Here is a 25,389-nt window from a genome sequence, read left to right on the forward strand (position 1 = left end):
GGAATTAAAATGAGCGAAAGCTTTGCGGAACTCTTTGAAGAAAGCCTAAAAACCCTGAACCTTCAGGCAGGCTCCATCATCACCGGTGTTATCGTTGATATCGATTACCAAGCTCGCTGGGTAACCGTTCACGCTGGCCTGAAGTCTGAAGCACTCATCCCGCTTGAGCAGTTCTACAACGACGCTGGCGACCTGACTATCAACGTCGGTGACGAAGTTCACGTTGCGCTGGACTCGGTTGAAGACGGCTTTGGTGAAACCAAGCTGTCCCGTGAAAAAGCCAAGCGCGCTGAATGCTGGATTGTTCTGGAAGCTGCCTTCGCAGCCGAGGAAGTGGTCAAGGGCGTTATCAACGGTAAGGTTAAAGGCGGCTTCACTGTCGACGTTAACGGCATCCGTGCGTTCCTGCCAGGTTCCCTGGTTGACGTCCGTCCTGTGCGCGATACCACGCACCTGGAAGGCAAAGAGCTGGAATTCAAGGTCATCAAACTCGACCAGAAACGCAACAACGTTGTCGTTTCCCGTCGCAGCGTCCTCGAAGCCGAGAACTCCGCCGAGCGTGAAGCTCTGCTGGAATCCCTGCAGGAAGGTCAGCAAGTCAAAGGTATCGTCAAGAACCTCACCGATTACGGCGCATTCGTCGATCTGGGTGGCGTGGACGGCCTGCTGCACATCACCGACATGGCTTGGAAGCGCATCAAGCATCCTTCCGAGATCGTCAACGTTGGTGACGAAATCGACGTTAAGGTTCTGAAATACGATCGCGAACGCAACCGTGTTTCCCTGGGCCTGAAGCAACTGGGCGAAGATCCATGGGTTGCTATCAAAGCCCGTTACCCAGAAAGCACTCGCGTTACCGCTCGTGTAACCAACCTGACCGACTACGGCTGCTTCGCTGAGCTGGAAGAAGGCGTTGAAGGTCTGGTACACGTTTCCGAAATGGACTGGACCAACAAGAACATCCACCCTTCGAAAGTCGTACAAGTCGGCGACGAAGTGGAAGTTATGGTTCTGGACATCGACGAAGAGCGTCGTCGTATCTCCCTCGGCATCAAGCAGTGCAAATCTAACCCATGGGAAGATTTCTCTGGCCAGTTCAACAAGGGCGATAAAATCTCCGGCACCATCAAGTCGATCACCGATTTCGGTATCTTCATTGGTCTGGACGGCGGCATCGACGGTCTGGTTCACCTGTCCGACATCTCCTGGAACGAAGTGGGCGAAGAAGCCGTTCGCCGCTTCAAGAAGGGCGACGAGCTGGACACCGTTATCCTGTCGGTTGACCCAGAGCGCGAGCGTATCTCCCTGGGTATCAAGCAACTGGAAAGCGATCCGTTCTCCGAGTACGTTCAAGAGAACGACAAAGGCGCAATCGTTAAAGGCATCGTGAAAGAAGTTGACGCTAAAGGCGCCATCATCACTCTGGCCGACGATATCGAAGCGACTCTGAAAGCCTCCGAAATCAGCCGTGACCGCGTTGAAGACGCGCGCAACGTTCTGAAAGAAGGCCAGGAAGTAGAAGCCAAGATCATCAGCGTTGATCGTAAGAGCCGCGTAATTCAGCTGTCGATCAAATCGAAAGACGATGCTGAAGAGAAAGAAGCCATCCAGAGCCTGAAAACTGCTCCGGAAGGTGAAGCTGCTGCTGACACCACCATGGCGGCACTGCTGCGCCAGGCAATGGCCAAACAGAACTAAGTTCTGCTTGATCATTAAAAAGGGCGACTTCGGTCGCCCTTTTTTGTGCCTGCGATTTGGTGTGTGCGGTAACCACATCGCACGACATTGTTCGCCGGTGAAACCAACTGGCCCCAAAAGCTGTCTCTTTCTTTAATCGGATCAATCGTTTAATTGCAGCTAGTCTTTAGTCAGAAGCGAACGACAGCCGGGCAGGGCGCCCGGCATAAGGAAATGAATGAACAAGCTCGTTGTCGCATTAGCCGTACTGACATTGGCGGGTTGTACCACTAATGCGAAGACTCACGCCGCACGTGGGGTTAGTGGTATCGAGATCGATTGTTCGGGGTTGGGGTCGGGGTGGGAGAGGTGTTACAAGCGCGCTGCCAAGGAGTGCAAGGGCACTGGCTACAAGGTGGTCACGAGATCCGATGACGCCAAAGATGAAGATGAGTTTCCCTTTGGCTTCAACCCGGCAGGTTATGTGACACGAACCATGCTGGTTATCTGCAGATGAGCAGGTCGGGCTTGATCAGGCTTCTGTTCTGAAATCGGCATCCCGTTGCTGGCGAAGATATGTCAAAGCTCGGGCTGTTCAAATTCCTTCGGGCATGCTAAAACCTTTGAAGCGCTTTTCCTAGCTGCTTGAAAAAGAAGGGAAAAATATGACGAAGTCGGAGTTGATCGAACGAATTGTCACCCATCAAGGGCTGCTCTCATCAAAGGATGTGGAGCTGGCTATCAAGACCATGCTTGAACAAATGTCCCAATGTCTGGCCACCGGTGATCGCATCGAGATCCGTGGATTTGGCAGCTTCTCCCTGCACTACCGCGCACCGCGCGTAGGCCGCAATCCGAAAACCGGTCAGTCCGTCAGCCTTGACGGCAAATTCGTTCCTCATTTCAAGCCGGGGAAAGAGTTGCGGGATCGGGTGAATGAGGATGAGGAGCCGATTTAACCAGGCGGGATTAGGAGAAGTTTTGTGCGCGGAGTAAAGAAGTTGTCTTCGCTTCTGATCATATTGGTGGCATTAGCAGCGACGCTGCTCTTTTCATTGGAGAATCAGCAGCCGGTTTCCCTGGTTTTTGTGGGTTGGTCTGCACCGCCATGGCCCGTGTCAATTTACATTTTAGGCGCATTGCTGCTGGGGTTATTGGTGGGGCCGCTTTTGGGGGTTATCTTCTATCGGCGAAATAGCCGCCGGCTTGGAAAGTAGATGGGTTGGCTCTGAGGCCTGTGAGTGCCTGACTGGCTGAACGAGGCAGCATTCGCAGGGAGATGGCCCGGCGCTGGGTGTTGGCAGCGCGCCGGACCCGACCAGTACTTAGCCGCGTAACGCCATTGCATCGATCATCGCTGCATTTACTCGATGTACGTCATACTTGTGCTCCGCAAGTTCGCGACTTGTGCGACCCATTTGCTCGCGCAGCTCGCTTGAGCCTGCCAGGCGCCCCATGGCAGTTGCCAGGTCCGCCGAGTCTCGCGGTGTAACCAGAAAGCCGTTCACCCCGTCCTGAACCGTTTCACGGCATCCTGGTGCGTCTGTGGTAACGATGGCTCGCCCGCAGGACATTGCTTCGAGCACCGAGCGAGGTGTCCCTTCGCGGTATGAGGGCAGTACGAATACGCTGCAAGCGGCGAGGTACGGTTTCACATCGCTGACGGCACCGTGATACTGGATAACGCCCTCTTTTTCCCAGCCTGCAACGATATCTGCTTGAATCCCCGAGGGGTTGGAATCCAGTGGTCCGACCAGGTGGAAAGTGGCTTGCGGGTAGGTGGATTTCAGCGAACGAGCAGCATCCACATATTCAACCACCCCCTTGTCGCGCAGCACCCGGCCCACGAACAAAAAGCTCGGTTGAGGGGGGAGAGGGCGACCGGGAAACTGTCGGTATCGACCCCCGAGCCATTGATGATCCAGGTTGGGAGGCTTGCATTGAAAAGACCCTGGTCCTTGAAGAGCTGTCGATCATCCGGGTTCTGGAAGAACAGGCCGTTGGCGAAGTGCAATCCGAACCGGTACAAGCCTGATGCGATGCGCTTGACGAGATTACGACTGAAGCTGGCCTCGGCGTCAGTGAATGCGTAGCCCAGGCCGGTAATCAGCGCGTAACGCCGCTTTACGCCCGCCAGGCGAGCGGCGGGCAAGCCATAGACCACCGGCTTTATCGTATAGGCGAGCACCACGTCGGGCTTGATTTTGCGCAGGCACTGGCTGAGCTGCAGCAGGTAGCGCAGATCGGCGAATGGATTCAATCCTGCGCGTGACATCGGCACGACGTGGTATGCAATCCCTTTTTCAGCGAGCCGCGTGCGCACAGATTCATCATCTTCAGGTGCAATGGCGGCGACTTCATGTCCATTCGCTCGCATTGCGTCCAGAAGATCCCCGCGAAACCGGATCAACGATTCAGCGAGCCCGGCGATGACGACAATTTTAGACATGCTTGCCTACATGGGTTGTGTAATAGGTTGCAGAGTCCTGCAGCCCGGCTGCAATGCGATGCGTCGGTGCATAGCCGAGCAACGATTCGACCTTGCTGATATCCGCCTGGGAATGACGCACATCGGCGGCCCGGAAATCACGGTATACCGGGTTCACATCCTTTAGCTCGGGCTTGACGGCACACGCAAGTTCACGGATGTGGGAGAACAGCTCATTCAGCGTGGTGCGGTCACCCACGGCCACGTTGTATACCTGATTCACCGCATCGGCTTCTTGCGTTGTAGCTGCCAGCAAATTGGCCTGGACAGTGTTGGCAATGAAGCAAAAATCACGGCTGGTTTCACCATCGCCGTTGATATAGATGGGTTCGTCGCGCAGCAGGGCACCAAACCACTTTGGAATCACGGCGGCGTACGCGCCATCCGGATCCTGCCTTGGGCCGAATACGTTGAAGTAACGCAGCCCTATGGTCTGCAATCCATAGCAGCGTGCAAACACGTCCGCGTACAGCTCGTTGACGTACTTGGTGACGGCATAGGGTGACAGCGGCCGACCGATACGATCCTCTACCTTGGGCAAACCAGGGTGGTCGCCATAGGTGGAGCTTGATGCCGCATAAACGAAGCGTTTGACACCGGCATCGCGGCTGGCGACCAGCATGTTCAGGAAGCCATCGATGTTTGTGGTGTTGGTTCGGATCGGGTCTTCCAGCGAGCGGGGTACGCTGCCCAGGGCTGCCTGATGAAGAACGTAGTCGACACCGTCTTCCATGGCGCGCTGGCAGTCTTCCAGTTTGCGGATATCACCTTGTACAAACTTGAACTGTGCCCAGGCGGTATCTGCAACAGCCTGCTGTACCAGATCAAGGTTGCGCTGATGGCCGGTTTCGAAGTTGTCGAGTCCGATCACGCGCTGATTTAGCTGGAGCAGCGTCTCGAGCAAGTTCGAGCCGATGAAGCCGGCCACACCGGTGACGAGCCAGGTGCGCGGTGACGCCGCCAGCTCTTGGCGCAGAGTTTCGTAAGCGTTCATGCCATTCTCCATCAGAGGCGCCAGAAGCGCGCTCCAGCACTTTCCAGGGCGGGACCGTCGCAAACACCTTTGACATCGATGACGACGGGAGCATTGTGCATAAGCTTCAGGTATTCGTCGGTGGTCCAGCGCGCATAGGCATCATGTGCCACGGCTACCACGACTGCAGCAGCAGGCTGGAGTTCGTCGAGCTTGCGCAGCGAGACGCCATATTCGTGCAGGGCTTCTGCCGAATCGGCCTCTGGGTCGAACACTTGTACCTTGACGTCGAATTCTTCGAGCTCGCGAATGATATCGATGACGCGAGAGTTGCGCAGGTCAGGGCAGTTCTCTTTGAAGGTCAGGCCAAGCACGGTGACGACGGCGCCAGCGATAGGGTGACCGGCGTGGATCATCTGCTTGATCGTTTGCTGGGCAATAAATGCGCCCATGCTGTCGTTGATGCGACGGCCGGCGAGAATGACCTGAGGGATGTAGCCGAGCTTTTCGGCCTTGTGCGTCAGGTAATAAGGGTCTACGCCAATGCAGTGTCCGCCTACCAGTCCCGGCTTGAACTTCAGGAAGTTCCACTTGGTCCCGGCAGCTTCAAGAACGTCGAGCGTGTCGATGCCCATGCGGTCGAAGATCAGCGCCAGTTCGTTCATCAGGGCGATGTTCAGGTCGCGCTGGGTGTTTTCGATCACCTTGGCGGCTTCGGCTACTTTGATCGACGCGGCTTTGTAAACGCCGGCAGTGACGACGGAGCTGTACACGTCGGCGACAATGTCAAGGGTAGTGGCGTCTTGCCCGGATACGACCTTTTTGATTTTGGTAAACGTGTGTTCCTTGTCGCCCGGGTTGATGCGTTCGGGGCTGTAGCCCACGGTGAAGTCGGTACCGCATTTCAGGCCGGATACGCGCTCCAGGATCGGAACGCAGATGTCTTCGGTTACACCCGGATAAACAGTCGACTCATAAACGACGATATCGCCCTGCTTGAGCGCTTTACCTACGGTTTCAGAAGCCTTCACCACCGGCGTCAGGTCCGGTTGGTGAGCGTCGTCGATCGGCGTGGGAACAGCGACGATATGGAAATCGGCCTTTGCAAGGACATCTGTCTTGCTGGTGAATTCGATTTGCGTCTGGCCCAGTTCATCGCTGGTGACTTCGTTGGTACGGTCCTGTCCCGCGCGCAGTTCCTGCAGACGGCTTTCGTTGATGTCAAAGCCGATTACCGGTCCGTGTTTACCGAACGCTACAGCCACCGGCAGGCCAACATAACCCAGCCCGACCACTGATATCTTTCTCAGATACATGGGTTTTCCTCTAATAAATGGAATCTTTTAATCAGTTGACTCGTTTGCGATCGAGCCATGCCTGGAACATCAGCACAGGCCAAAGCTGTTGCTGGTAATTTCCCTGCCCCCGAAGGTGTCTTTCCCACACGGCTCTGATCGGCCCGGGTACGAAATAACCTTCGCTCGCCAGTCGTTGTGGGTCCAGCAATGACTCGGCCCAGTCGCGCAAAGGGCCGCGGAGCCAATCGTGTAGCGGGATACCGAAGCCCATTTTTGGGCGTTCGATGAGTTCTCGTGGTACGTAACGATAAAGTAGCTGGCGCAGAATCCACTTGGTGCTGCCATCGCGGATTTTGAGCGACATCGGCAATGTCGATGCAAACTCGACGATCCTGTGATCCAGGAACGGAACGCGAGTTTCGAGGCTGACGGCCATTGCCGCTCGATCTACTTTGGCCAGGATATCGTCGGGCAGGTAAGTCAGTGTGTCCTGGCGCATCATCCAGGAGACGAAATCGCTGTCCCCGACAGATGCAAGGCCAGGAAGGGGGTCAGCGCCGATGACGATATCGGTTGCATTTGGCCATTGTGATACTACCCGATCATACATTTGGTCGGGAGTGGCATGTCGCATGACGCTGGCGAGTTTGTGGAGCTTGTCGCCAGGCAGCGCGACGCGCAAGCCTGCGGGGGTAATCGGGTTCAATCCTGCGGCGATGGAATCCCAGCGAGCTGGCGAGGCGGATTCAATCATGCGGGCAGCGAGCCTGCGTGCCGGTCCCGGTACGCGACTGAGCTTGCGCCATACGTTGGGCAGGTGCTGATAGCGATTGTATCCGCCGAACAGCTCATCGCCTGCGTCGCCGGACAGGCTCACCGTGACATGGCTACGGGCCAGTTGAGAAACAAGAAAGGTTGGTATTTGCGATGAATCGGCAAAGGGTTCGCCGTAGATGTCAGGCAACTTCGGCACCACGTTCAAGGCATCCGTACCTGACACATAGAGTTCGGTGTGGTCGGTGCCGAGGTGTCGGGCAACGGCTTTGGCGTGTTCGGCCTCGTTGTAGCCCGGATTGTCGAAACCAATGGTGTAGGTCTTGACCTGTTGGGGCGATAGCGACTGCATCAAGCTGACGATGAGTGATGAGTCGATGCCGCCGGACAGGAACGCGCCGAGAGGTACATCCGCTACCATTTGGTCGCGGATCGTTGTGCTCATCAGCTCGTGAAGCTGATCGATGGCTTCTTCGTCGGAAAGCGACGGGTTGTGTTCGGGTTGCGCGGCGGGCAGTTCCCAGTACGTCTGAGGCGTTCCTGTCGTGCCACTCTCGAGTTTGGCCTGGTCGAGCTCAAGCCACGTACCTGGCGGCAATTTGTGAATGCCCTGGTAAATGGAATGGGGTGACGGCACATACGCGTACTTCAGGAGCAGGGCCAGGCTGTCGCGTGAAATTTCCGCGTCAAAGTTCGGGTGTGCTTCCAGTGCCTGCAGCTCCGATGCGAAGAACAGCGCGCCTTTGCTCAGGCCGTAATAGAGTGGCTTTTCTCCGATCCGGTCGCGCGCAAGCGTGAGGGTTTCGCGGGTGCGGTCCCATACTGCCAACGCGAACATGCCGACCAGCTTGCGCAGGGTTTCCTGAATACCCCACTGTTCGAAAGCCGCCAGCATCACCTCGGTATCCGAATGGCCACGCCATGGCAGCGGGCTCGGATGAGCCGCGTCGAGCGCCTGGCGCAATGCCTGGAAGTTGTAGATTTCACCGTTGAACACAATGACGTAACGGCCTGTCGGCGATGCCATTGGCTGGTGTCCGGCCGAGCTCAGGTCGACGATCGCCAATCGGCGGTGGCCAAGAAAAAGGCCCGCGCCATTGTCCCAGGCGCCCGCATCATCGGGCCCCCGGCGAAGAATGGCGTTGGTCATGCGGGTGAGGGCGGATGGCCCGTCGTACCTGCCTTGGCTGTTAGGGTGCCAGAACCCAGCAATACCGCACATGGAACAATCTCGTTGTAATCAAAGGGGTTGAGGCTTTTCGCGCACAGTAGTGAAACTGCCATTCTTGACCGCTAGCGCACAAATGATCATGTAGAGACTGAATACCGGCTGGCGGAGCGTGAAGTGCGCCCCTGAGAAAACCATTAGAACGACAAGTACAGCCAGCGAATAAGGGTCCCGCGCTCGATAGGCGTTGAAAAGAAGCCACAGGTACAAGGCCCCCATCAGCAACACTCCGGCGATGCCGGTCTGGGTCAGAATGTCGAAGCCCAGGTTGTGCGCCTCCTGCTTGACTTCCGGATCGTCAAAATAAGAGAACGCGCCCGGACCATGCCCGATAATAGGGGACTTCATCCACGCTTCTGCGGCATGGGCCCACAGGATTTTGCGGGCACCGCCCTTGTTCTCGTCGAAGCCGACACCGAGCACGGAATCCGACTTTCCGATGAGCATTTGCCGTCCGGGGGCATCGATCACGAGCTTGAATGAACCAAACGCAACCAGGAAAGCGAACAGCATCGTCGCGAATATCTTCCAGTTGGCCTGTTTCACCCAACGCAGCGCGACGATTGTAAGGAGTGGCAGGCTAATGGCCCAGGCGAGTAGCAGTGCATCGCTGCGCACGCTCAATCCAACAGTGAACAGCATCCAGAAGAACAGGAAGTTGCGTAGCCAGCGTAGTCCCTGCCAGTTTGACTCGCGGCAAGCGGCCATCGCCCAGATCGGGATCGGCAGCAGGAACAGGGCGAGCTGATTGGGGTTTGTGGACCAGGCAGAAAGGCGTGAAGGGAACAGCGTATTCATCCCTATCCATTCCGCCAACCGGGGAGAATTGGTCATCAGGCAGAGAAACGGAATCACCAGCAATGCAAGCGGAATGACGGTCAGGGCCTTGATGAAGCTATTGAACTCTTCCTGTGTCGCTTTCTCGAGGCAGGCCAGCGCCATCAGAGAGAAGCATGCCGTGTACACATATGCCATCGCTGTGTGGACAGAGCTGCCTCCTTTGACAGGGCTGATCAGTGCTGCAACCGCCGCAATCACCATGAAACCTACCCAGAAAAGCATGATGGGATGCGTCAGGTAGCGCAGTGCCTGCTTGTAGCGCAAGGCCCACAGAAACAAAAACATGACGGCAAGTTCGCCGATTCCGAGTGGTAGTTTGCCGAAGCGCAGGGCCGTCGCAACGGAGGCGAAAACCACCAGGGCGGCACCGATCGAGATGAAGTTTACCTTGCGCATTATTCCTGCCTTAGGTCACGCAAACGCTTCGCCAGAAAGGCGAGGCTGCTCATGAAAACAGCAAGCAGGAGCAGTGAAACAAGTGCGCCTTCCATGCCATGAATTGAAGTTGTGATGAAAACCCCGATGCCTGCCCCGAGCCAAGGCAGTAGCCCAATGACTGATTTTCGGAGCGAGGAGGACAAGAGTATACCGTTACGGATGTCGACAATGACGACGGCCAGCAATTGAGAAACGAACCATGCCCATCCGATTTCTCGGGTTGCGTATCCGTAAAATGCGAAAAGCGTGGCGGCACCGGCGGCAAGCGAAAGTAGATTGATCAGAAGTGCAGCGCCTGCATCCTTCTGCGCTTGCAGAAACTCATACCCGAGTCGGACATGCCCGGACATGCAGATACCGGCAAGCAGTCCGGCGACAAAGGGAGCGGCATCCTGGAGTGCCGGAAGCCATTGAGCCAGTAACGGATAGAGGGCGAGGCCCGCGACCGTGAGCGTGCCGTAAATCAGTGCACTGCCCAGGTTCAGGTAGGGCATCGTGTCTCGAAGCCACGCTTTCTTGTCCGGGGCAGCCAGCCATTCGCAAATTTTTGGATAGACCAGCACCGGGTAGAGGGTCGCAACGAACCAGATTTTGTTCAGCACGTCGTAAACGGATCGGTACTTGCCCAGTGTCTCGGCGCCATAGGCGTGGCTGACATAGATGGATATGAATTCGGTTGCGAGCACTTGCAGGAGCGCGACGCCGATGATGGGTGCCGCGTGCCGGTAGAGAGTGGTCACCAATGGCCATGCAACCGGGGTGCGCAGTTCTGCTTCCTGCTTGCGCCAGAACAGCCACAAAATCAGGTAATCGGGGATTTTCCTGAGTACGATGGCGGCAAGCACCCACTCGATCTGCTGTGTCGCGGCGGCAACAATTGCCACGGCAAGGAAACGGCTTAGCTGGATGCACAATTGGTATTGCGCGTAGGCAAAGTGCCGCGCCCGCAGCACGTTCAACATCTGGAAATACTGCCCCGGCAAGGCCAGAACGTATTCGACTACCGCGGCGGCGCCGATCCAGTACGCCAGGTTCAGCTGGTCGGTACGCAGTGGGAAAAGGACTGAGACGCCCTTGGCAATCAGGGGGGTAGCCAGTAACAGCACAATACCCGCCGCGACGTAAGCTGCGCGGGTGGAGCTGACGAGCTGAGCGCGCTGCGTTTCCCCAGCCGAGTAAATAGCGCTTACCGCAGACTTGGATAATGCCGAATCCAGGAACAGCAGAGTGCTGGAGAGAATGATATAGACGGAATAGAAGCCATAGCCTTGAAAACCGATGTAGTGAACAAGGATCGGAATAATCAGAATATTCAATAGAAAATTCAGACCATTGGTTGAATACAATGCAAGGGATTTCTTTAGCCAGCTATTCAACTCCACCTCCCTATGCCGAATACGTAATTTTCTCAACGTTCCGGTTTCCATCAGGGAATGGTCTGGATCGAAAAGCATGTTGTGATCTGTGGAACATCGGAAACAGTTTCCTGACAGTCCTTCCATCCATGTGTGTGCTGGCTGAACGCCGTGCAGGACTCCAAGGACATGGAGGGCGCGAACATGAAGGATGCGAGCATGGTTGCAAGCAGTCAGGCACCATAGGCTGGAAGGTAGGGAATGATACTGGATAGAGCAGTTCTGGCAAGTAGCATGAGTGCATACCGCACTTGCACAAACAGCATGAATATTGGGCGGTGCTATTCATTGCTTGACGGTTGAAATTATGGTTGTCAAAATTTTTCGCTTTTTTGATGCCGACATTTCCGGGTATCGGGCTGAGCGATGGCGCTGGAGATGGTATAACGACACCAGCAATTGGTTTCAGTCGTGCTTGTGCCGATGACGTCGAAGTTGAGAGTACCCGGGTCGATTTTTATTTCCTGTCAGGACACCTGCAAGCGGGTTCCGTTTTCGATGATTATGTTTGCGTCCAGGGTGCCCGGGAACATCTGAGTCGCAGGTTACAGCGGCATTGAATACACGCGCTCATCCAATCAATACTCAGGTCAACACATGTTTAAGCGGTTCATCGATATCAGTGCTTCATTGTGCGCCCTCATACTCCTGGCTCCCGTGATGGCTATCGTCGCCTGGAAAATCCGCAAGAAACTCGGGTCACCGGTTCTCTTCAGGCAGGTTCGTCCTGGTCGGGACGGAAAACCTTTCGAGATGGTGAAATTCCGCACGATGCGTGATGCCGTGGATGCCGATGGCAATCCTCTGGCGGATTCGGAGCGAATGACCCCTTTCGGCAGTTTCCTTCGTGCCAGCAGCCTGGATGAGTTGCCGGAGTTGTGGAATGTCCTTAAAGGGGACATGAGCCTGGTCGGGCCGCGACCGTTGCTGATGGAGTACCTGCCTCTTTATAGCCAGCAACAGAGTCGCCGTCATGAGGCTCGTCCGGGTGTGACCGGATGGGCGCAGGTCAATGGCCGCAACGCGTTGGGTTGGGATGAAAAATTTGAACTGGACGTCTGGTATGTCGACAACCAGTCTTTTTGGCTCGACCTCAAGATCATCTTCATGACGATCAAGAAGGTGGTCGTCAAAGAAGGTATCAGTGCGGACGGTGAAGTCACCATGTCCAAGTTCACCGGTAATAAACGATGAAAAGACTGGCGGTTCTCGGGGCTAGCGGGCATGGCAAAGTTGTCGCCGATACCGCGCAATGCTGCGGCTGGGATCAGGTGGACTTTTTCGATGACGCATGGCCCGGACTCACCAGTAATGGCAATTGGCTGGTAATGGGTGATTCGGCGACGATGTACGCTCGACTCCAAAACTATCAGGGTGTCATTGTTGCAATCGGCGATAATGTTGTGCGACAGGCGAAGCTGAGGGCGCTGATCGATGCGGCCGCGCCTGTCGTGTCATTGATTCATCCGGCGGCGGTCATCAGTCAATACGCGTCTCTTGGGGCCGGTTCCGTCGCTTTTGCCGGAGCGGTGGTCAATGCCGACGCGAAGATAGGGTGCGGTGCGATCCTCAATACTGGCTCCAGCGTCGATCATGATTGCGTGTTGGGAGACTCTGTCCATATCAGCCCGGGTGCTCGATTGGCCGGCGCCGTGAGCGTAGGGGAGCGGAGCTGGATCGGAATAGGTGCCTGTGTGAGGCAATTGATCAGGATTGGCAGTGACGTTGTGGTCGGGGCGGGCGCGGCAGTGGTCAGCGATGTGGCTGATGGTGTAGCGGTTGCCGGTGTACCTGCCAAAGTCATTTCAACGATTTGAGCAGGATCGCCTTCACGCTGGAGGCATGAGTCGAGTTTTAAGTAAATAATTGATTTTCCAAATTTCATCTTGAAATTAATAGGATGTGGGCTGTGTTGAATTCTCCTTTTTCTCCTTGGCCTTCTTTTTCCGAAGAAGAAGCCAACGCAGTACGTGACGTCATTCTTTCCAACAAAGTCAATTACTGGACCGGTCAGGAGTGCCGTGAATTCGAGAAAGAGTTCGCTGCCTGGAGCGGAACTGAATATGCCATTGCCCTGGCTAACGGCACCGTCGCCCTGGACCTCGCGTTCCAGGCGCTGGGTATTGGTGCCGGGGATGAGGTCATTGTGACCTCCCGAACGTTTCTCGCATCGGTATCCAGCATCGTCAATGCCGGTGCGGTACCTGTGTTTGCCGATGTCGACGCGGATTCGCAGAACATCACGGCGCAGACCATTGCCGCTGTATTGACGCCTCGCACCCGTGCGATTGTCTGCGTGCATCTGGCGGGTTGGTCCTGCGACATGGATCCGATCATGGCGCTGGCCGAGGAGCATGATCTCAGGGTGATCGAAGACTGCGCCCAGGCCCATGGCGCGAAGTACAAAGGACGTCCGGTCGGCTCGATCGGTCATATTGGCGCATGGTCGTTCTGTCAGGACAAGATCATGACCACCGGCGGTGAAGGCGGGATGGTCACCACCAACGATCGCAACTTGTGGCTGGACATGTGGGCCTACAAGGATCACGGCAAGAGCTGGGAAGCTGTCTACGAGCGAGAGCACGCGCCCGGTTTCCGTTGGGTACACGAAAGTTTTGGTACCAACTGGCGGATGCTCGAAACCCAAGGCGTATTGGGGCGTATTCAACTGCGCCTGATGGATCAATGGCAGGAAGCACGCCTGTCCAATGCTCGTAGAATATGGGCCGCCGCTGATGAGTTGGCTGGTTTGCGAGTACCGGCCATCCCGGAGGATTACGTGCATGCGGCGTATAAGTGTTATGTATTCGTCGAGCCTGAGGCCTTGAAAGCCGGTTGGACCCGTGACCGCATTCTCAATGAGATCGTTGCGCGCGGCGTTCCCTGCTTTTCTGGTTCGTGCTCTGAGGTCTATCTGGAAAAGGCATTCGACAATACGCAATGGCGTCCGCAGGAGCGTCTGCCGGTTGCCAGACAGCTGGGTGAGACAAGTTTGATGTTCATGGTGCATCCGACGCTGAAATCCGCGGAAATTGACAAGACCTGTCAGGTTTTGTCCGACGTCATGCGAGAAGCGGTCGCCGGTTGAACGTCGATGCGCTTTTGACTGTGCGGGGCTCGTCTGCAATCGCGAGCCCTGTTTGATGCAGCGCATCGCCGTTCAACATGGCTCTGGCTGCAAGCTTACTTAATCCACCGCAACTGCACGCCTTTTGATTTTGGAATGGACGGTCTTCAGGTCGCTATTCGGTTCAAGAACAGTCCAGGTTTTACAAGAGGGAGTTATGGAAAAGGCACGAGCATTCTTGCTAGGGCTATCGCGTAGGAAAAAGCGGTTGATTCAGGTCTTCTGCGACGTTCTGCTGGTCTGGCTTGCACTATGGATGGCATTTATCGTGCGCCTTGGCATTGATGACCTGATCAATCCCCTGGAAGAGCATCGCTGGCTGTTTATCAGTGCTCCGATTGTGGCAATTCCCTTATTCATCCGTTTTGGTATGTATCGTGCTGTCATGCGTTATTTCGGCAGCGATGCGCTGATCGCGATCATCAAGGCTGTCAGTCTTTCTTCGCTGTTGCTCGCACTCGTCGTCTATTGGTACAGCAACCATGAGGCGGTCGTTCCTCGTTCGATCATTTTCAACTATTGGTGGCTGAGCCTGGTGTTGATCGGCGGCTTGCGTTTGGCAATGCGCCAGTACTTTTTGGGCGACTGGTTTACAGCGGCTCAACATGTCCCCTTCACCAGTCGCGATGACGGTTTGCCCAAAGTCGCGATCTACGGCGCGGGGTCTGCCGGCAACCAGCTCGCGGTAGCGTTGCGGATGGGGCGTCTGATGCGCCCGGTTGCGTTCATCGACGATGACCGAAGCATTGCCCACAGGGTTATTTCCGGGCTGCAGGTTTACACCCCAAAACATATCCAGCAGTTGATTGACGAGACAGGTGCGCAGGAGATCTTGCTGGCGGTGCCCTCGGCGACCCGTGCCCGGCGTCGTGAGATATTGAATTTTCTGGAAGCCTTTCCACTGCACGTGCGCAGCGTTCCCGGCTTCATGGACCTGGCCAGCGGGCGGGTCAAGGTCGACGATATTCAGGAAGTGGATATTGCTGATTTGCTGGGCCGCGATACGGTGCCTGCACAGGAAGACCTGTTCTCCCGTTGTATCGAGGATCAATGCGTTCTGGTGACGGGGGCGGGCGGTTCAATCGGATCGGAGCTTTGCCGCCAGATACTGGGCGCTCATCCGAAAACACTGCTGTTGTTCGAACACAGTGAGTTCAATCTCTACAGCATCATGTCCGAGTTGGAGCAGCGGATCAGTCGTGAATCGCTGTCGGTCAAGTTACTGCCGATATTGGGCTCGGTACGTCATGAGGCAAAGCTTCTTGATGTCATGAAAACCTGGCACGTCGATACGGTCTACCACGCGGCGGCCTATAAACACGTGCCGATGGTCGAGCACAACATTGCCGAAGGCGTTCTGAACAACGTCATCGGTACGCTCAACACCGCGCAGGCAGCGCTGCAAGCCGGGGTTTCCAACTTCGTCCTGATTTCCACCGACAAGGCCGTTCGTCCGACCAACGTCATGGGCAGCACCAAGCGCTTGGCCGAAATGACGCTGCAAGCGCTCAGTCGCGAAGCCGCGCCGGTCCTGTTTGGTGATGTCAGCAATGTATCTCAGGTCAACAAGACCCGATTTACCATGGTGCGTTTCGGCAACGTGCTGGGCTCATCAGGCTCGGTCATTCCGCTGTTTCACAAACAGATCAAGTCAGGTGGCCCGTTGACGGTCACGCACCCCAAAATCACCCGCTACTTCATGACCATTCCTGAAGCCGCGCAATTGGTCATTCAGGCCGGCTCAATGGGGCAGGGGGGTGACGTATTCGTACTGGATATGGGCGAGCCGGTGAAAATTGTCGAGCTGGCCGAGAAAATGATTCACCTGTCGGGTTTGAGCATTCGCTCGGATCGCAACCCGCATGGTGATATCGCGATCGAGTTCAGTGGTTTGCGTCCGGGCGAGAAATTGTATGAGGAGTTGCTGATCGGCGATAACGTCGTGGCGACGTCGCATCCGATGATCATGAGCGCCGATGAAGACCATCTGCCATGGGATGTTCTCAAGACGAGGTTGAACGAACTGTTGTCCGCTGTCGAACGGGATGATTACACGCGCGTGCGTCAACTCCTGCGCGACACCGTCAGCGGCTACGCGCCCGATGGCGAGATCGTCGACTGGATCTATCAGCAGCGTCGCCTCGAGCCCTGATTGTTTCACATCCTGTAACTGACACATTTTTGACAGGCTCCAGACATCGCCTAAGTTTGGAAGGCAGCTTCGGAAAAGCTGCTTTCCCAATTGATGTCATGGAGCTTCATTTATGCGTACTGGCTACTTCTACTCTCTGATTTTTGCCCTCCTGAGCACTGCCTCTGTCGCCGCCATTGCCGCCCCCGCGGCCAAGTCGGAGGCGGGCACTGCACCTCTGGTCATGGAGGTCGCTCCCAAGGTTCAGTCCGAAAAGGTTGATTTGAATCGGGCCGACGCGTCGACGCTGCAACGGGAGTTGTCCGGCATCGGGGAAGCCAAGGCCAAGGCGATTGTTACCTATCGTGAGAGTAATGGGCCGTTTGCATCGGTGGACGAGCTGCTCGAAGTGAAGGGAATCGGCAAAGCCATTCTGGATAAGAACCGCGAAAAGCTTGAGGTGAACTAAGCTTGTAATTCAGCGCCATGGGCCGGTCATTGACCGGCCTTTTTGCATTCTGGCGTACGTGGTGATTTAGCGCCTTCCGTCGGTAGATGAAAAATTACGGCTATCATATTGTGATTAAATTATGCCTATAATAAATTCGTCATCCAGCTTGGCGCTCTGAAGCGCAGGCGCTTTTCTTTTCCTTACGCATTCCAGGAGCACGTCATGAATTCTGTCCAGGCCCAAGGTACAGCTCTTGTTACCGGTGCTTCATCCGGGATTGGTGCCATTTACGCTGAGCGCTTGGCAGCGCGCGGTTTTGATTTGTTGCTGGTTGCACGTGACGAACAGCGTCTTCAGGCCGCGGCGAGCAAGCTGCGCGCAGAGCATGGTGTTCAGGTCGAAGTGCTGAAAGCGGATCTCACGCAAAAGGATGATGTGCTGAAACTTGAGCAACGCCTTCGCAGCGATTCGAGTATCAGTCTGCTGCTGAATAACGCGGGTGTCGCGGCAGATGGCTTGCTGGCCAACGCCGATCTGGACCAACTGGAACGTTTGATTCAATTGAACGTAACGACGGTCACGCGCCTGGCTTCGGTGGCGGCCGCCAGTTTTGCCAAAGCCGGCCGGGGTACGATCATCAACATCGCCTCGGTGGTGGCGTTGTTCCCCGAGCGCTTCAACGCCACTTACAGCGCCAGCAAGGCTTATGTGTTGAGCCTGACCCAGTCGTTGAATGCCGAGCTGGATGGCACCGGGGTCAAAGTACAAGCGGTGTTGCCAGGCGTGACGCGCACCGAAATCTGGGAGCGTTCCGGTATCGACGCAAGCCAGATCCCGGCGGACATGGTCATGGAAGCGGGCGAGATGGTCGATGCATCGTTGTCGGGGCTGGACCAGGGAGAACTGATCACCATTCCTTCGTTGCCGGATGCCTCCGACTGGGATGCGTTTGTCGCGGCGCGTCTGGTGATGGCGCCGAATCTTTCCAAAAGCAAGGCCGCTTCGCGTTACAAGTGAGGCACTCTCCATTGGCTTGAGGTAGTTGCGGTATGAGTGAACGTCGAGTGGTTGTAACGGGCATGGGTTTGGTGTCTCCGCTGGGTAGCGGGGTCGAAGCCGTCTGGGAGCGTCTGTTGGCCGGGCGTTCGGGATTGCGCAACTTGCCGGACGAAGTCGTGGCTGATCTGCCGGCCAAGGTCGGTGGCGCAGTGCCGACGCTGGCCGAAGATGCCGAAGCAGGTTTTGATCCGGATCGTGCGACGCCGCCCAAAGAGCAGAAGAAGATGGACCGCTTCATTATGTTTGCCATGGAAGCGGCACGTCAGGCGCTTGAGCAAGCGGGTTGGCAGGCACAGGATGCCAATGCCCAGGAGCGTACGGCGACCATTATCGGTTCGGGGGTCGGTGGTTTCGGCGCGATTGCCGATGCGGTACGCACCACCGACAGTCGTGGCCCGCGGCGTTTGTCGCCTTTCACCATTCCCTCGTTTCTGGTCAATCTGGCTGCGGGCCATGTGTCGATCCAGCACGGATTCAAAGGCCCCCTGGGTGCTCCGGTAACGGCGTGCGCGGCCGGGGTTCAGGCGATTGGCGATGCGGCGCGGCTGATCCGTTGCGGCGAGGCGGACATTGCGGTGTGTGGCGGTGCGGAGGCGTCGATCGATCGTGTCAGTCTCGCCGGGTTCGCTGCGGCTCGCGCATTGTCCAGTGGTTACAACGAAACGCCGGAGCGGGCTTCGCGTCCGTTCGACCGTGACCGCGATGGTTTTGTCATGGGTGAGGGCGCAGGCCTTCTGGTGATCGAATCCCTGGAGCATGCACTGGCCCGTGGCGCGCAACCGCTGGCGGAACTGGTCGGTTACGGCACCAGCGCCGACGCCTATCACCTGACCGCCGGCCCCGAAGATGGCAGTGGTGCGCGACGGGCGATGTCGCTGGCGCTGGCTCAGGCGGGCATCGCTGCGGCACAGGTTCAGCACCTCAATGCTCACGCAACCTCGACGCCGGTTGGGGATCTGGGCGAGTTGGCAGCGATCAAATCGTTGTTCGGCACGGATAACAAGATTGCGGTCACGTCGACCAAGTCGGCCACCGGGCATTTGCTCGGCGCGGCGGGCGGGATCGAAGCGATCTTCACGCTGTTGGCGATCCGTGATCAGATCGTGCCGGCCACCCTCAACCTGGATAACCCGGATCCGGCGGCGCAAGGTGTGGACATCGTCCATGGTCAGGCGCGGCCGATGGCCATCGAGTATGCGCTGTCCAACGGTTTCGGCTTTGGTGGGGTCAATGCCAGCGTGCTCTTCAAGCGCTGGCAGGGTTAATCCCGGGGCTTTTTGAGAAAGTCGCGCGTGACGTCGAGAATCCGCTGGGCCAGATCGGCGCTCTCGACACTGCGCGACAACAGCAGCGCCCCGACCATTGCGGACATGATGAATATGCTCTGGTCGGCGGCATCATCACCTTCAAGGGTGCCTTGTATTTGTTCGAGCCGCGCATTGAGCACCACGTCGGAGGTCGGACTTGGCTGTCCGCGCAGGCCGAGTTCCGATGACATGGTCGGCAACGGGCACCCTTCATGGGGCGAAGTCTGGTGCCATTCGGACAAGTACGCGTCAATGAACGCCTCGAGTGGGCGTTCCTGAGCGAACAGTTCGGCGCAGATGACTTCCACCTCGGCGCCTGCAGCCTGCAGGGCCTTTTCTACCAGCTCATCCTTGGACTTGAAATGCGAATAGAAGCCGCCGTGAGTCAAGCCCAGCGCTTTCATCAGGGGCTGCAAGCCGGTCGCGCCAATACCGTCGCGGCGAAATCGCGCTGAAGCTTCCTTGATGATGCGTTTGTGGGTCTGAGCTTTATGGTCCTGCGAGTAACGCATCTGGTATCTCCGCAACAATGCGCCATCTTAACCAATGGAAATGGGATGGTGACTGTACTTCTATTTCTAAAAAGCATGCAGATGCGTAGAACTCCTTCATGAGGTCTTGAACGAACTGGCACGGATAGTGATTACCCGTTAGCTGACGATAGTTGAACAATCATAAGGCGATAAGTATGAACAGCGGACTGTCCCTGGCCGACCACATCACCCTGGAGTTACGCGCCGACATCATTGGCGGTCGTTTGCTGCCCGGCATGGCGCTGGTGGAAAACGATCTGGTGTCAGCCTACAACGCTTCCCGCAACACCATCCGCGAAGCCTTGCATCGATTGGGGCAGGAAGGACTGACCCGTTATGTGCGCAACAAAGGCGTGATGGTGCGTCGCTTGGGCGTCGACGATGTGCGGGATCTGTTCAACGTCCGCCGCACGCTGGAGTTGCAGGCCATCAGTGCCAGTCAGCCGCTGCGCGATTATCAGTCCGACCGGATGCTCGAAGCCCTGGAAGCCACCGAACTGGCCCGGGAGCGCGAGGACTGGCGCGCCGTGGGCACGCACAGCCTGGCGTTTCATCAACACATCGTCGGGTTGCTGCGCAGCCCGTTGTTCGATGAGTTCTTCACCAATGTCGTCGCGCAACTGCGCCTGGTGTTTTGCGCCGCGCCCGATGAATCACGGTTTCAGGCGCCCTGGCTGGCGCGTGACCGGCAGATTCACGAGCTGCTGGCCGAAGGCGACAAACGCGCCGCCGAGGACGCCATGAGCCGTTATCTCGACGATTCCGAACACCTTCTGTTGCAAATGCTTGCTCCTTCTTCCCATCACTGATCGAGGATTCGTGCCATGTACAAAGACTATCCGGCGGCCTACCAAGTCAGCAAAGGTTCGGCCTTGCAGGTGGATAAAGCCTTCTATGAAAAGATCCGGGATACGAAGGAGGGGCGCACGCTGATCGAGCAGTTCGAAGTGCCGATCCGCACCGGCCGCGCCTGGCATGTCCCGGCCGGGCACGTGTTTCGCGTGACCACGCCGGTCGGCCCGCAAGTCGGGGATTTCAACGTCTGGAATGCCAACGATCCGCGTGAACGCTTGTGGGCTTCACGCACGCGGCAGTTGCAAGGGGCGCATGTCAGCACTCACGACCGGCTCTGGTCGAACCTGCCATTCTTGCGGCCGCTGGTGACCATCACCGATGACAGCCTGGCCGACTACGGCATTGACGAACATGGCGGGCGCCTGCACGACTTGCTCGGCACCCGCTGCGATCCCTATGTGAACAAAATGCTCACCGGCGAAGACTTCCACCATCACTGCCACTCCAACCTGACCCGCGCAGTGTTGCCCCATGGCCTGACCGAGTTCGACGTGCATGACGTGCTGAACATTTTCCAGTGCACCGGCCTCAATCACGACGACATGTACTTCATGAAAGCCTGTCCGGCGCAGAAGGGCGACTACCTGGAATTCTTCGCCGAGATTGATCTGTTGTGTGCACTGTCGACCTGCCCGGGGGGCGATCTGTCGCTGGCCATGTGGGGGCCGGACGCGCAGGACCCGCTGAGCGTGTGTCGCCCGCTTGGGGTGGAGATCTACAAACTGGAGGATTCACTGCTCGAAGGCTGGAGCCAGCCGGAGCGTGCGGCGTACAAAGGGCTGCATGGCTTGCACATCGCCAAGGCCGATTGGGAAAAATAGCCGTCACCTGTCGGAGCGAGCCTGCTCGCGATGGACGTTAACGATAACGCGTTTATTCTGAATAAACGCGTTGTTCTCAGGTGCATCGCGAGCAGGCTCGCTCCTACAGGGATCAGGTTTTTTCAGCGGTCCTGCGCATCCTTGGCATCCGCTTGCGCGTTGCGTTCAGCGACGCGTTTGCGTTGCTCATCGGTCAGTTCGACCTTGTGGGCGGTGTCGCGCAACAACATCAAACCACCCACGATCGAGCCGATTGCAACGATCAGAATCAACCAGGCATACCAGGGCATAGGGCTCTCCTTGAGGGCAGGCCGATTGGCGGGTTTCGCCAATCGATCGTGCATACCACTTTGAGCGATTCAATTTCGCAGTGGTTCCATTCTATGCCTGATCGACTCGCAACACCTGCTGCGATTCAGAGCCCGGTCAACATCGCGTCCGCCGGTGCATCGGCGCGCAATTGCGCGGTCAGCATGAAGTACACGAAACCCACGGCCATGAAGCCGAGGAAAATCGCACCGATCAGCGCGTTGAACCACGCCATCGCCACCAGGCACACCACCGCCAGCACCAGTGCAATGGCCGGCACCAACGGGTAGCACGGCGCGCGGAAAGTGCGCTCCAGGTTCGGCTCGGTTTTACGCAGCTTGAACAGGCTGAGCATGCTCATGATGTACATCACAATCGCGCCGAACACTGCCATGGTGATCATCGCGGCGGTGAGCGTCATGCCGCCGAGGTTGATCAAGCCGTCGCTGTAGATCGCCGCGATCCCGATGACACCACCGGCGATGATTGCCCGGTGCGGCGTCTGGAAACGCGAGAGTTTGGCCAGCGACGCCGGCAGGTAACCGGCTCGCGCAAGGGCGAAGAACTGCCGCGAGTAACCGAGGATGATCCCGTGGAAACTCGCCACCAGGCCGAACAGGCCAATCCACACCAGCATGTGCAACCAGCCGGAGCTTTCGCCGACCACGGTTTTCATCGCTTGTGGCAGCGGGTCGTTGATGTTCGACAGGGTGCGCCAGTCGCCGACGCCGCCGGCAAAGAACATCACGCCCATGGCCAACAACACCAAGGTCAAAATGCCGCTGATGTACGCCTTGGGAATCGTGCGTTTCGGGTCCTTGGCTTCTTCGGCAGCCATGGCGGCGCCTTCGATGGCGAGGAAAAACCAGATGGCAAACGGAATCGCCGCGAACATCCCGGCAATCGCCGGTGCGCCGAACACATCGGAGCCGGCCCAGCCATTCAGCGCGAAGTTACTGAAGCTGAACGCCGGCGCAACCACGCCCATGAACACCAGCAATTCGGCCACCGCGAGTACGCAGACCACCAGCTCGAATGTTGCTGCCAGTTTCACCCCGAGGATGTTCAGGCCCATGAACACGATATAGGCGCCGACCGCTGCGTGTTTTGGGTCGAGGGCGGGGAATTGCACGTTGAGGTAGGCGCCGATTGCCAATGCGATGGCCGGTGGGGCGAAGACGAATTCGATCAGCGTCGCCAGCCCGGCGATCAATCCGCCTTTCTCGCCAAAGGCGCGGCGGCTGTAGGCAAAGGGACCGCCGGCGTGGGGAATCGCCGTGGTCAGCTCGGTGAAGCTGAAGATGAAGCAGGTGTACATCGTGGCGACCATGAAGGACGTCACCAGGAAACCAAGTGTGCCCGCCACGCCCCAGCCGTAACTCCAGCCGAAATACTCACCGGAAATCACCAGCCCGACCGCGATGCCCCACAGGTGCAGCGTGCCCAGCGTGGGTTTGAGTTGTGTGTTCATGCGTTTGCTCCCTGAACGGTTTGGACAGCTCGGGGAGGGCGTGTGCAGTGGGCGTGCCAGTGTGGTGATGGCCGTCGTAAAGCGCAAAAAGGTGTCGTATCGGGGATGTTCGGCGCCGGATGGATGGGTTTTATGCATCAGTTGGGGGCGTTGGTGTCTGTTATGCCGTCTTCGCGGGCAAGCCTCGCTCCTACAGGGGATCGGCGCATTCAAAACTGTAGGAGCGAGGCTTGCCCGCGAAGGGGCCCGCAAAAACACCGCTGTAACGCCCGCATAAACCCACTCTTTACACTTTCTTTATGCACAGCCAGCACCCTCGATCTCGCTCCTTTACAGCCTTCCTTCCGACAATGACTCCACACGCGGCAATACGCCGTAACACGGAGAACTTCCATGAGCGTTCTGGACGGGGTGTCACTGCTGTTGGCAGTGGGGCTGTTCATTTATCTGTTGGTTGCGCTGTTGCGCGCGGACCGGAACTAGGAGCGGCTATGCACAGTTATGACTATTGGCTGATCCTGGCCTTCTTCGCCGTGGTGCTGATCCCGGCACCGTTTCTCGGGCGGTTCTACTACAAGGTCATGGAAGGCCAGCGCACCTGGCTGACACCGATCCTGGGACCTGTGGAGCGTGGCTGTTATCGGGTGGCCGGCGTTGATCCGCAAGCCGAACAGAGCTGGCAGAAATACACCCTGGCCTTGCTCGCCTTCAACCTTGCGGGCTTTTTGCTGTTGTTCGTGATCCTGTTGTTCCAGGACCACTTGCCGCTCAACCCGCAAAACCTGCCGGGTCAGGAGTGGACGCTGGCGTTCAACACCGCCGTCAGTTTCATGACCAATACCAACTGGCAGGGCTACAGCGGCGAAGCCTCGCTGAGCTACCTGAGCCAGATGGTCGGCCTCACCGTGCAGAACTTCGTCAGCGCCGCCACCGGCCTCGCTGTGCTGGTTGCGTTGTGCCGGGGTATCGGTCGCAAATCGACCAAAACCCTGGGCAATTTCTGGGTCGACATGACCCGCGCCACCCTCTACGGCCTGCTGCCGCTGTGCCTGCTGCTGGCGCTGTATCTGGTCTGGCAGGGCGTGCCGCAAACTTTCGCGCAGTACGTGAATGCGGTGACGATGCAAGGCGTCGATCAGGTGATCCCGCTCGGCCCGGCCGCCAGCCAGATTGCGATCAAGCAACTGGGCACCAACGGTGGCGGCTTCTTCGGCGTCAACTCGGCGCACCCGTTCGAGAACCCGACAGCGTGGAGCAACCTGTTCGAAGTGGCCTCGATCATTCTGATCCCGGTCGCCCTGGTGTTCACCTTCGGTCATTACGTCAAAGACCTGCGTCAGAGCCGCGCGATCATCGCCTGCATGCTGGCGCTGTTCCTGATTGGCGGCGCGACTTCGCTGTGGGCTGAATACCAACCGAACCCGACCCTGAACAACGTCGCCGTCGAACAGACCGCGCCGCTGGAAGGCAAGGAAGCGCGCTTCGGCACCACCGCCACGGTGTTGTGGTCGGTGACCACGACCGCCGCATCCAACGGCTCGGTCAACGGCATGCACGACAGCCTCAACCCGCTGAGCGGCATGGTTGCGATGGTCAACATGATGGTCGGCGAAGTGATCTTCGGCGGCGTCGGTGCCGGGCTCTACGGCATGTTGCTCAACGTGCTGATCGCGGTGTTCCTCGCCGGCCTGATGATCGGCCGCACCCCGGAATACCTCGGCAAAAAACTGCAGGCCAAGGAAGTGCAACTGCTGGTGGTGACTTTGCTGGTCATGCCGGTCGGCGTGCTGGTGCTTGGTGCGATTGCCGCGAGCCTGCCGGGCCCGGTCGCCTCGGTGAGCAACCCCGGTGCCCACGGTTTCAGTCAGTTGCTGTACGCCTACACCTCGGCGAGTGCCAACAACGGTTCGGCGTTCGGCGGCTTCGGTGCCAACACCGCGTTCCATAACCTGATGCTCGGCCTGGGCATGTTGATCGGTCGCTTCGGTTACATCCTTCCGGTACTGGCCCTGGCCGGCAGCCTGGCAATGAAGAAAACCGCACCGATCGGCCAGAACAGTTTCCCGACCCACGGCCCGCTGTTTGTGACGTTGCTGACCGTGACCATTTTGCTGGTGGGTGGTTTGACCTTCCTGCCGACATTGGCGCTGGGTCCTATCGCTGAACATTTGAGCATGGGCTTCTGAGGAATCAA

Annotated in this window: 25 protein-coding genes; 15 read left to right on the plus strand and 10 right to left on the minus strand. The window is 57.4% G+C overall.

All coding sequences use genetic code 11. From position 1 onward, the window contains the following. Positions 1 to 9 precede the first annotated feature (9 nt). The 4 genes from rpsA to K5R88_RS30705 all read left to right on the plus strand — a co-directional run bounded on the left by rpsA (position 10) and on the right by K5R88_RS30705 (position 2,894). Complete coding sequence (gene rpsA / locus K5R88_RS29910; protein WP_008031789.1) at positions 10 to 1,698, plus strand: 30S ribosomal protein S1; 1,689 nt, start codon at positions 10 to 12, stop codon at positions 1,696 to 1,698. Positions 1,699 to 1,915: 217 nt separating this feature from the next. Then, positions 1,916 to 2,194: a hypothetical protein gene (locus tag K5R88_RS29915; protein ID WP_226298853.1), complete on the plus strand. Its 279-nt coding sequence runs from the start codon at positions 1,916 to 1,918 to the stop codon at positions 2,192 to 2,194. A gap of 148 nt (positions 2,195 to 2,342) precedes the next feature. Then, positions 2,343 to 2,636, plus strand: a complete 294-nt coding sequence (gene ihfB / locus K5R88_RS29920; RefSeq protein WP_115486009.1) for an integration host factor subunit beta — start codon at positions 2,343 to 2,345, stop codon at positions 2,634 to 2,636. Between the two features lie 156 nt (positions 2,637 to 2,792). Then, entirely contained in the window at positions 2,793 to 2,894 is a 102-nt protein-coding gene (locus K5R88_RS30705) for a hypothetical protein (protein WP_230427589.1), read from the plus strand. Positions 2,895 to 3,002: 108 nt separating this feature from the next. Here K5R88_RS30705 and K5R88_RS29930 read toward each other — a convergent pair whose 3' ends face one another. The 7 genes from K5R88_RS29930 to K5R88_RS29960 are packed head-to-tail and all read right to left on the minus strand — an operon-like array spanning position 3,003 to position 11,170. After that, entirely contained in the window at positions 3,003 to 3,515 is a 513-nt protein-coding gene (locus K5R88_RS29930; protein ID WP_230427574.1) for a glycosyltransferase, read from the minus strand. Beyond that, positions 3,464 to 4,126 (minus strand): glycosyltransferase, encoded by a 663-nt coding sequence (locus K5R88_RS29935; RefSeq protein ID WP_226298855.1) that lies wholly within the window; start codon positions 4,124 to 4,126, stop codon positions 3,464 to 3,466. The genes K5R88_RS29930 and K5R88_RS29935 overlap by 52 nt, the downstream gene beginning before the upstream one ends. Continuing rightward, positions 4,119 to 5,159 (minus strand): NAD-dependent epimerase/dehydratase family protein, encoded by a 1,041-nt coding sequence (locus K5R88_RS29940; protein ID WP_223452035.1) that lies wholly within the window; start codon positions 5,157 to 5,159, stop codon positions 4,119 to 4,121. The genes K5R88_RS29935 and K5R88_RS29940 overlap by 8 nt, the downstream gene beginning before the upstream one ends. Before the next feature lie 11 nt (positions 5,160 to 5,170). Continuing rightward, positions 5,171 to 6,454 (minus strand): nucleotide sugar dehydrogenase, encoded by a 1,284-nt coding sequence (locus K5R88_RS29945; protein WP_223452033.1) that lies wholly within the window; start codon positions 6,452 to 6,454, stop codon positions 5,171 to 5,173. A gap of 31 nt (positions 6,455 to 6,485) precedes the next feature. Then, on the minus strand, positions 6,486 to 8,432 hold the full coding sequence (gene asnB, locus K5R88_RS29950) for an asparagine synthase (glutamine-hydrolyzing) (protein WP_226298856.1): 1,947 nt from the start codon (positions 8,430 to 8,432) through the stop codon (positions 6,486 to 6,488). Positions 8,433 to 8,450: 18 nt separating this feature from the next. After that, on the minus strand, positions 8,451 to 9,674 hold the full coding sequence (locus K5R88_RS29955) for an O-antigen ligase family protein (RefSeq protein WP_223452023.1): 1,224 nt from the start codon (positions 9,672 to 9,674) through the stop codon (positions 8,451 to 8,453). Beyond that, positions 9,674 to 11,170 carry a lipopolysaccharide biosynthesis protein gene (locus tag K5R88_RS29960; RefSeq protein WP_223452018.1) on the minus strand — a complete coding sequence of 499 codons (1,497 nt, stop codon included), beginning with the start codon at positions 11,168 to 11,170 and terminating at the stop codon, positions 9,674 to 9,676. Before K5R88_RS29960 ends, K5R88_RS29955 begins: the two co-directional genes overlap by 1 nt. Positions 11,171 to 11,728: 558 nt before the next feature. Between K5R88_RS29960 and K5R88_RS29965 the strand changes: the two genes are divergently transcribed. The 7 genes from K5R88_RS29965 (at position 11,729) to fabF (ending at position 19,164) form a co-directional block, all read left to right on the plus strand. Further along, positions 11,729 to 12,325, plus strand: a complete 597-nt coding sequence (locus K5R88_RS29965) for a sugar transferase (RefSeq protein WP_223452016.1) — start codon at positions 11,729 to 11,731, stop codon at positions 12,323 to 12,325. Further along, positions 12,322 to 12,948, plus strand: a complete 627-nt coding sequence (locus K5R88_RS29970) for an acetyltransferase (RefSeq protein ID WP_226298857.1) — start codon at positions 12,322 to 12,324, stop codon at positions 12,946 to 12,948. Before K5R88_RS29965 ends, K5R88_RS29970 begins: the two co-directional genes overlap by 4 nt. 92 nt (positions 12,949 to 13,040) lie before the next feature. Beyond that, a complete protein-coding gene (locus tag K5R88_RS29975; RefSeq protein WP_223452013.1) occupies positions 13,041 to 14,219 on the plus strand; it encodes a DegT/DnrJ/EryC1/StrS family aminotransferase in 1,179 nt (392 codons plus the stop codon). A 196-nt stretch (positions 14,220 to 14,415) separates the two neighbouring features. Beyond that, positions 14,416 to 16,410, plus strand: coding sequence for a polysaccharide biosynthesis protein (locus K5R88_RS29980; RefSeq protein WP_226298858.1), 1,995 nt, complete (start codon positions 14,416 to 14,418; stop codon positions 16,408 to 16,410). Positions 16,411 to 16,522: 112 nt separating this feature from the next. Next, the gene (locus K5R88_RS29985) at positions 16,523 to 16,858 is read left to right on the plus strand and encodes a ComEA family DNA-binding protein (RefSeq protein WP_223452011.1); all 336 of its coding nucleotides are present in this window, start codon (positions 16,523 to 16,525) and stop codon (positions 16,856 to 16,858) included. Between the two features lie 204 nt (positions 16,859 to 17,062). Beyond that, positions 17,063 to 17,857, plus strand: a complete 795-nt coding sequence (locus tag K5R88_RS29990; protein WP_226298859.1) for an SDR family NAD(P)-dependent oxidoreductase — start codon at positions 17,063 to 17,065, stop codon at positions 17,855 to 17,857. A gap of 32 nt (positions 17,858 to 17,889) precedes the next feature. Then, entirely contained in the window at positions 17,890 to 19,164 is a 1,275-nt protein-coding gene (gene fabF / locus K5R88_RS29995; protein ID WP_226298860.1) for a beta-ketoacyl-ACP synthase II, read from the plus strand. Here fabF and K5R88_RS30000 read toward each other — a convergent pair. Further along, entirely contained in the window at positions 19,161 to 19,718 is a 558-nt protein-coding gene (locus K5R88_RS30000) for a TetR/AcrR family transcriptional regulator (RefSeq protein WP_008042176.1), read from the minus strand. The two genes, fabF and K5R88_RS30000, sit on opposite strands and share 4 nt — an antisense overlap. Positions 19,719 to 19,894: 176 nt before the next feature. Between K5R88_RS30000 and K5R88_RS30005 the strand changes: the two genes are divergently transcribed. Together K5R88_RS30005 and K5R88_RS30010 are read left to right on the plus strand one after the other, a co-directional pair. Continuing rightward, positions 19,895 to 20,548, plus strand: coding sequence for a GntR family transcriptional regulator (locus K5R88_RS30005; protein ID WP_008042177.1), 654 nt, complete (start codon positions 19,895 to 19,897; stop codon positions 20,546 to 20,548). 15 nt (positions 20,549 to 20,563) lie between these two features. Then, complete coding sequence (locus tag K5R88_RS30010) at positions 20,564 to 21,415, plus strand: urea carboxylase-associated family protein (protein WP_008031773.1); 852 nt, start codon at positions 20,564 to 20,566, stop codon at positions 21,413 to 21,415. A 122-nt stretch (positions 21,416 to 21,537) separates the two neighbouring features. Here the strand turns inward: K5R88_RS30010 and K5R88_RS30015 are convergent, their stop codons facing one another. Further along, entirely contained in the window at positions 21,538 to 21,705 is a 168-nt protein-coding gene (locus tag K5R88_RS30015; protein ID WP_008031772.1) for a DUF2897 family protein, read from the minus strand. A gap of 125 nt (positions 21,706 to 21,830) precedes the next feature. Continuing rightward, positions 21,831 to 23,195, minus strand: coding sequence for an ethanolamine permease (gene eat, locus K5R88_RS30020; RefSeq protein WP_192226174.1), 1,365 nt, complete (start codon positions 23,193 to 23,195; stop codon positions 21,831 to 21,833). Positions 23,196 to 23,588: 393 nt separating this feature from the next. Between eat and kdpF the strand changes: the two genes are divergently transcribed. Further along, complete coding sequence (gene kdpF, locus K5R88_RS30025; protein WP_007899818.1) at positions 23,589 to 23,678, plus strand: K(+)-transporting ATPase subunit F; 90 nt, start codon at positions 23,589 to 23,591, stop codon at positions 23,676 to 23,678. 8 nt (positions 23,679 to 23,686) lie between these two features. Further along, complete coding sequence (gene kdpA / locus K5R88_RS30030) at positions 23,687 to 25,381, plus strand: potassium-transporting ATPase subunit KdpA (protein ID WP_008042180.1); 1,695 nt, start codon at positions 23,687 to 23,689, stop codon at positions 25,379 to 25,381. Positions 25,382 to 25,389: the final 8 nt, after the last annotated feature.

The sequence above is a fragment of the Pseudomonas sp. MM213 genome, assembly GCF_020423045.1.
Lineage (GTDB): Bacteria > Pseudomonadota > Gammaproteobacteria > Pseudomonadales > Pseudomonadaceae > Aquipseudomonas > Aquipseudomonas migulae.

Coding starts and splice junctions, on each gene's coding strand:
- rpsA (WP_008031789.1), top strand. CDS start 10: ATGAGCGAAAGCTTTGCGGAACTCTTTGAAGAAAGCCTAAAAACCCTG.
- K5R88_RS29915 (WP_226298853.1), top strand. CDS start 1,916: ATGAACAAGCTCGTTGTCGCATTAGCCGTACTGACATTGGCGGGTTGT.
- ihfB (WP_115486009.1), top strand. CDS start 2,343: ATGACGAAGTCGGAGTTGATCGAACGAATTGTCACCCATCAAGGGCTG.
- K5R88_RS29935 (WP_226298855.1), bottom strand. CDS start 4,126: ATGTCTAAAATTGTCGTCATCGCCGGGCTCGCTGAATCGTTGATCCGG.
- K5R88_RS29940 (WP_223452035.1), bottom strand. CDS start 5,159: ATGAACGCTTACGAAACTCTGCGCCAAGAGCTGGCGGCGTCACCGCGC.
- K5R88_RS29945 (WP_223452033.1), bottom strand. CDS start 6,454: ATGTATCTGAGAAAGATATCAGTGGTCGGGCTGGGTTATGTTGGCCTG.
- asnB (WP_226298856.1), bottom strand. CDS start 8,432: ATGTGCGGTATTGCTGGGTTCTGGCACCCTAACAGCCAAGGCAGGTAC.
- K5R88_RS29955 (WP_223452023.1), bottom strand. CDS start 9,674: ATGCGCAAGGTAAACTTCATCTCGATCGGTGCCGCCCTGGTGGTTTTC.
- K5R88_RS29960 (WP_223452018.1), bottom strand. CDS start 11,170: ATGCTTTTCGATCCAGACCATTCCCTGATGGAAACCGGAACGTTGAGA.
- K5R88_RS29965 (WP_223452016.1), top strand. CDS start 11,729: ATGTTTAAGCGGTTCATCGATATCAGTGCTTCATTGTGCGCCCTCATA.
- K5R88_RS29970 (WP_226298857.1), top strand. CDS start 12,322: ATGAAAAGACTGGCGGTTCTCGGGGCTAGCGGGCATGGCAAAGTTGTC.
- K5R88_RS29980 (WP_226298858.1), top strand. CDS start 14,416: ATGGAAAAGGCACGAGCATTCTTGCTAGGGCTATCGCGTAGGAAAAAG.
- K5R88_RS29985 (WP_223452011.1), top strand. CDS start 16,523: ATGCGTACTGGCTACTTCTACTCTCTGATTTTTGCCCTCCTGAGCACT.
- K5R88_RS29990 (WP_226298859.1), top strand. CDS start 17,063: ATGAATTCTGTCCAGGCCCAAGGTACAGCTCTTGTTACCGGTGCTTCA.
- fabF (WP_226298860.1), top strand. CDS start 17,890: ATGAGTGAACGTCGAGTGGTTGTAACGGGCATGGGTTTGGTGTCTCCG.
- K5R88_RS30000 (WP_008042176.1), bottom strand. CDS start 19,718: ATGCGTTACTCGCAGGACCATAAAGCTCAGACCCACAAACGCATCATC.
- K5R88_RS30005 (WP_008042177.1), top strand. CDS start 19,895: ATGAACAGCGGACTGTCCCTGGCCGACCACATCACCCTGGAGTTACGC.
- K5R88_RS30010 (WP_008031773.1), top strand. CDS start 20,564: ATGTACAAAGACTATCCGGCGGCCTACCAAGTCAGCAAAGGTTCGGCC.
- K5R88_RS30015 (WP_008031772.1), bottom strand. CDS start 21,705: ATGCCCTGGTATGCCTGGTTGATTCTGATCGTTGCAATCGGCTCGATC.
- eat (WP_192226174.1), bottom strand. CDS start 23,195: ATGAACACACAACTCAAACCCACGCTGGGCACGCTGCACCTGTGGGGC.
- kdpF (WP_007899818.1), top strand. CDS start 23,589: ATGAGCGTTCTGGACGGGGTGTCACTGCTGTTGGCAGTGGGGCTGTTC.
- kdpA (WP_008042180.1), top strand. CDS start 23,687: ATGCACAGTTATGACTATTGGCTGATCCTGGCCTTCTTCGCCGTGGTG.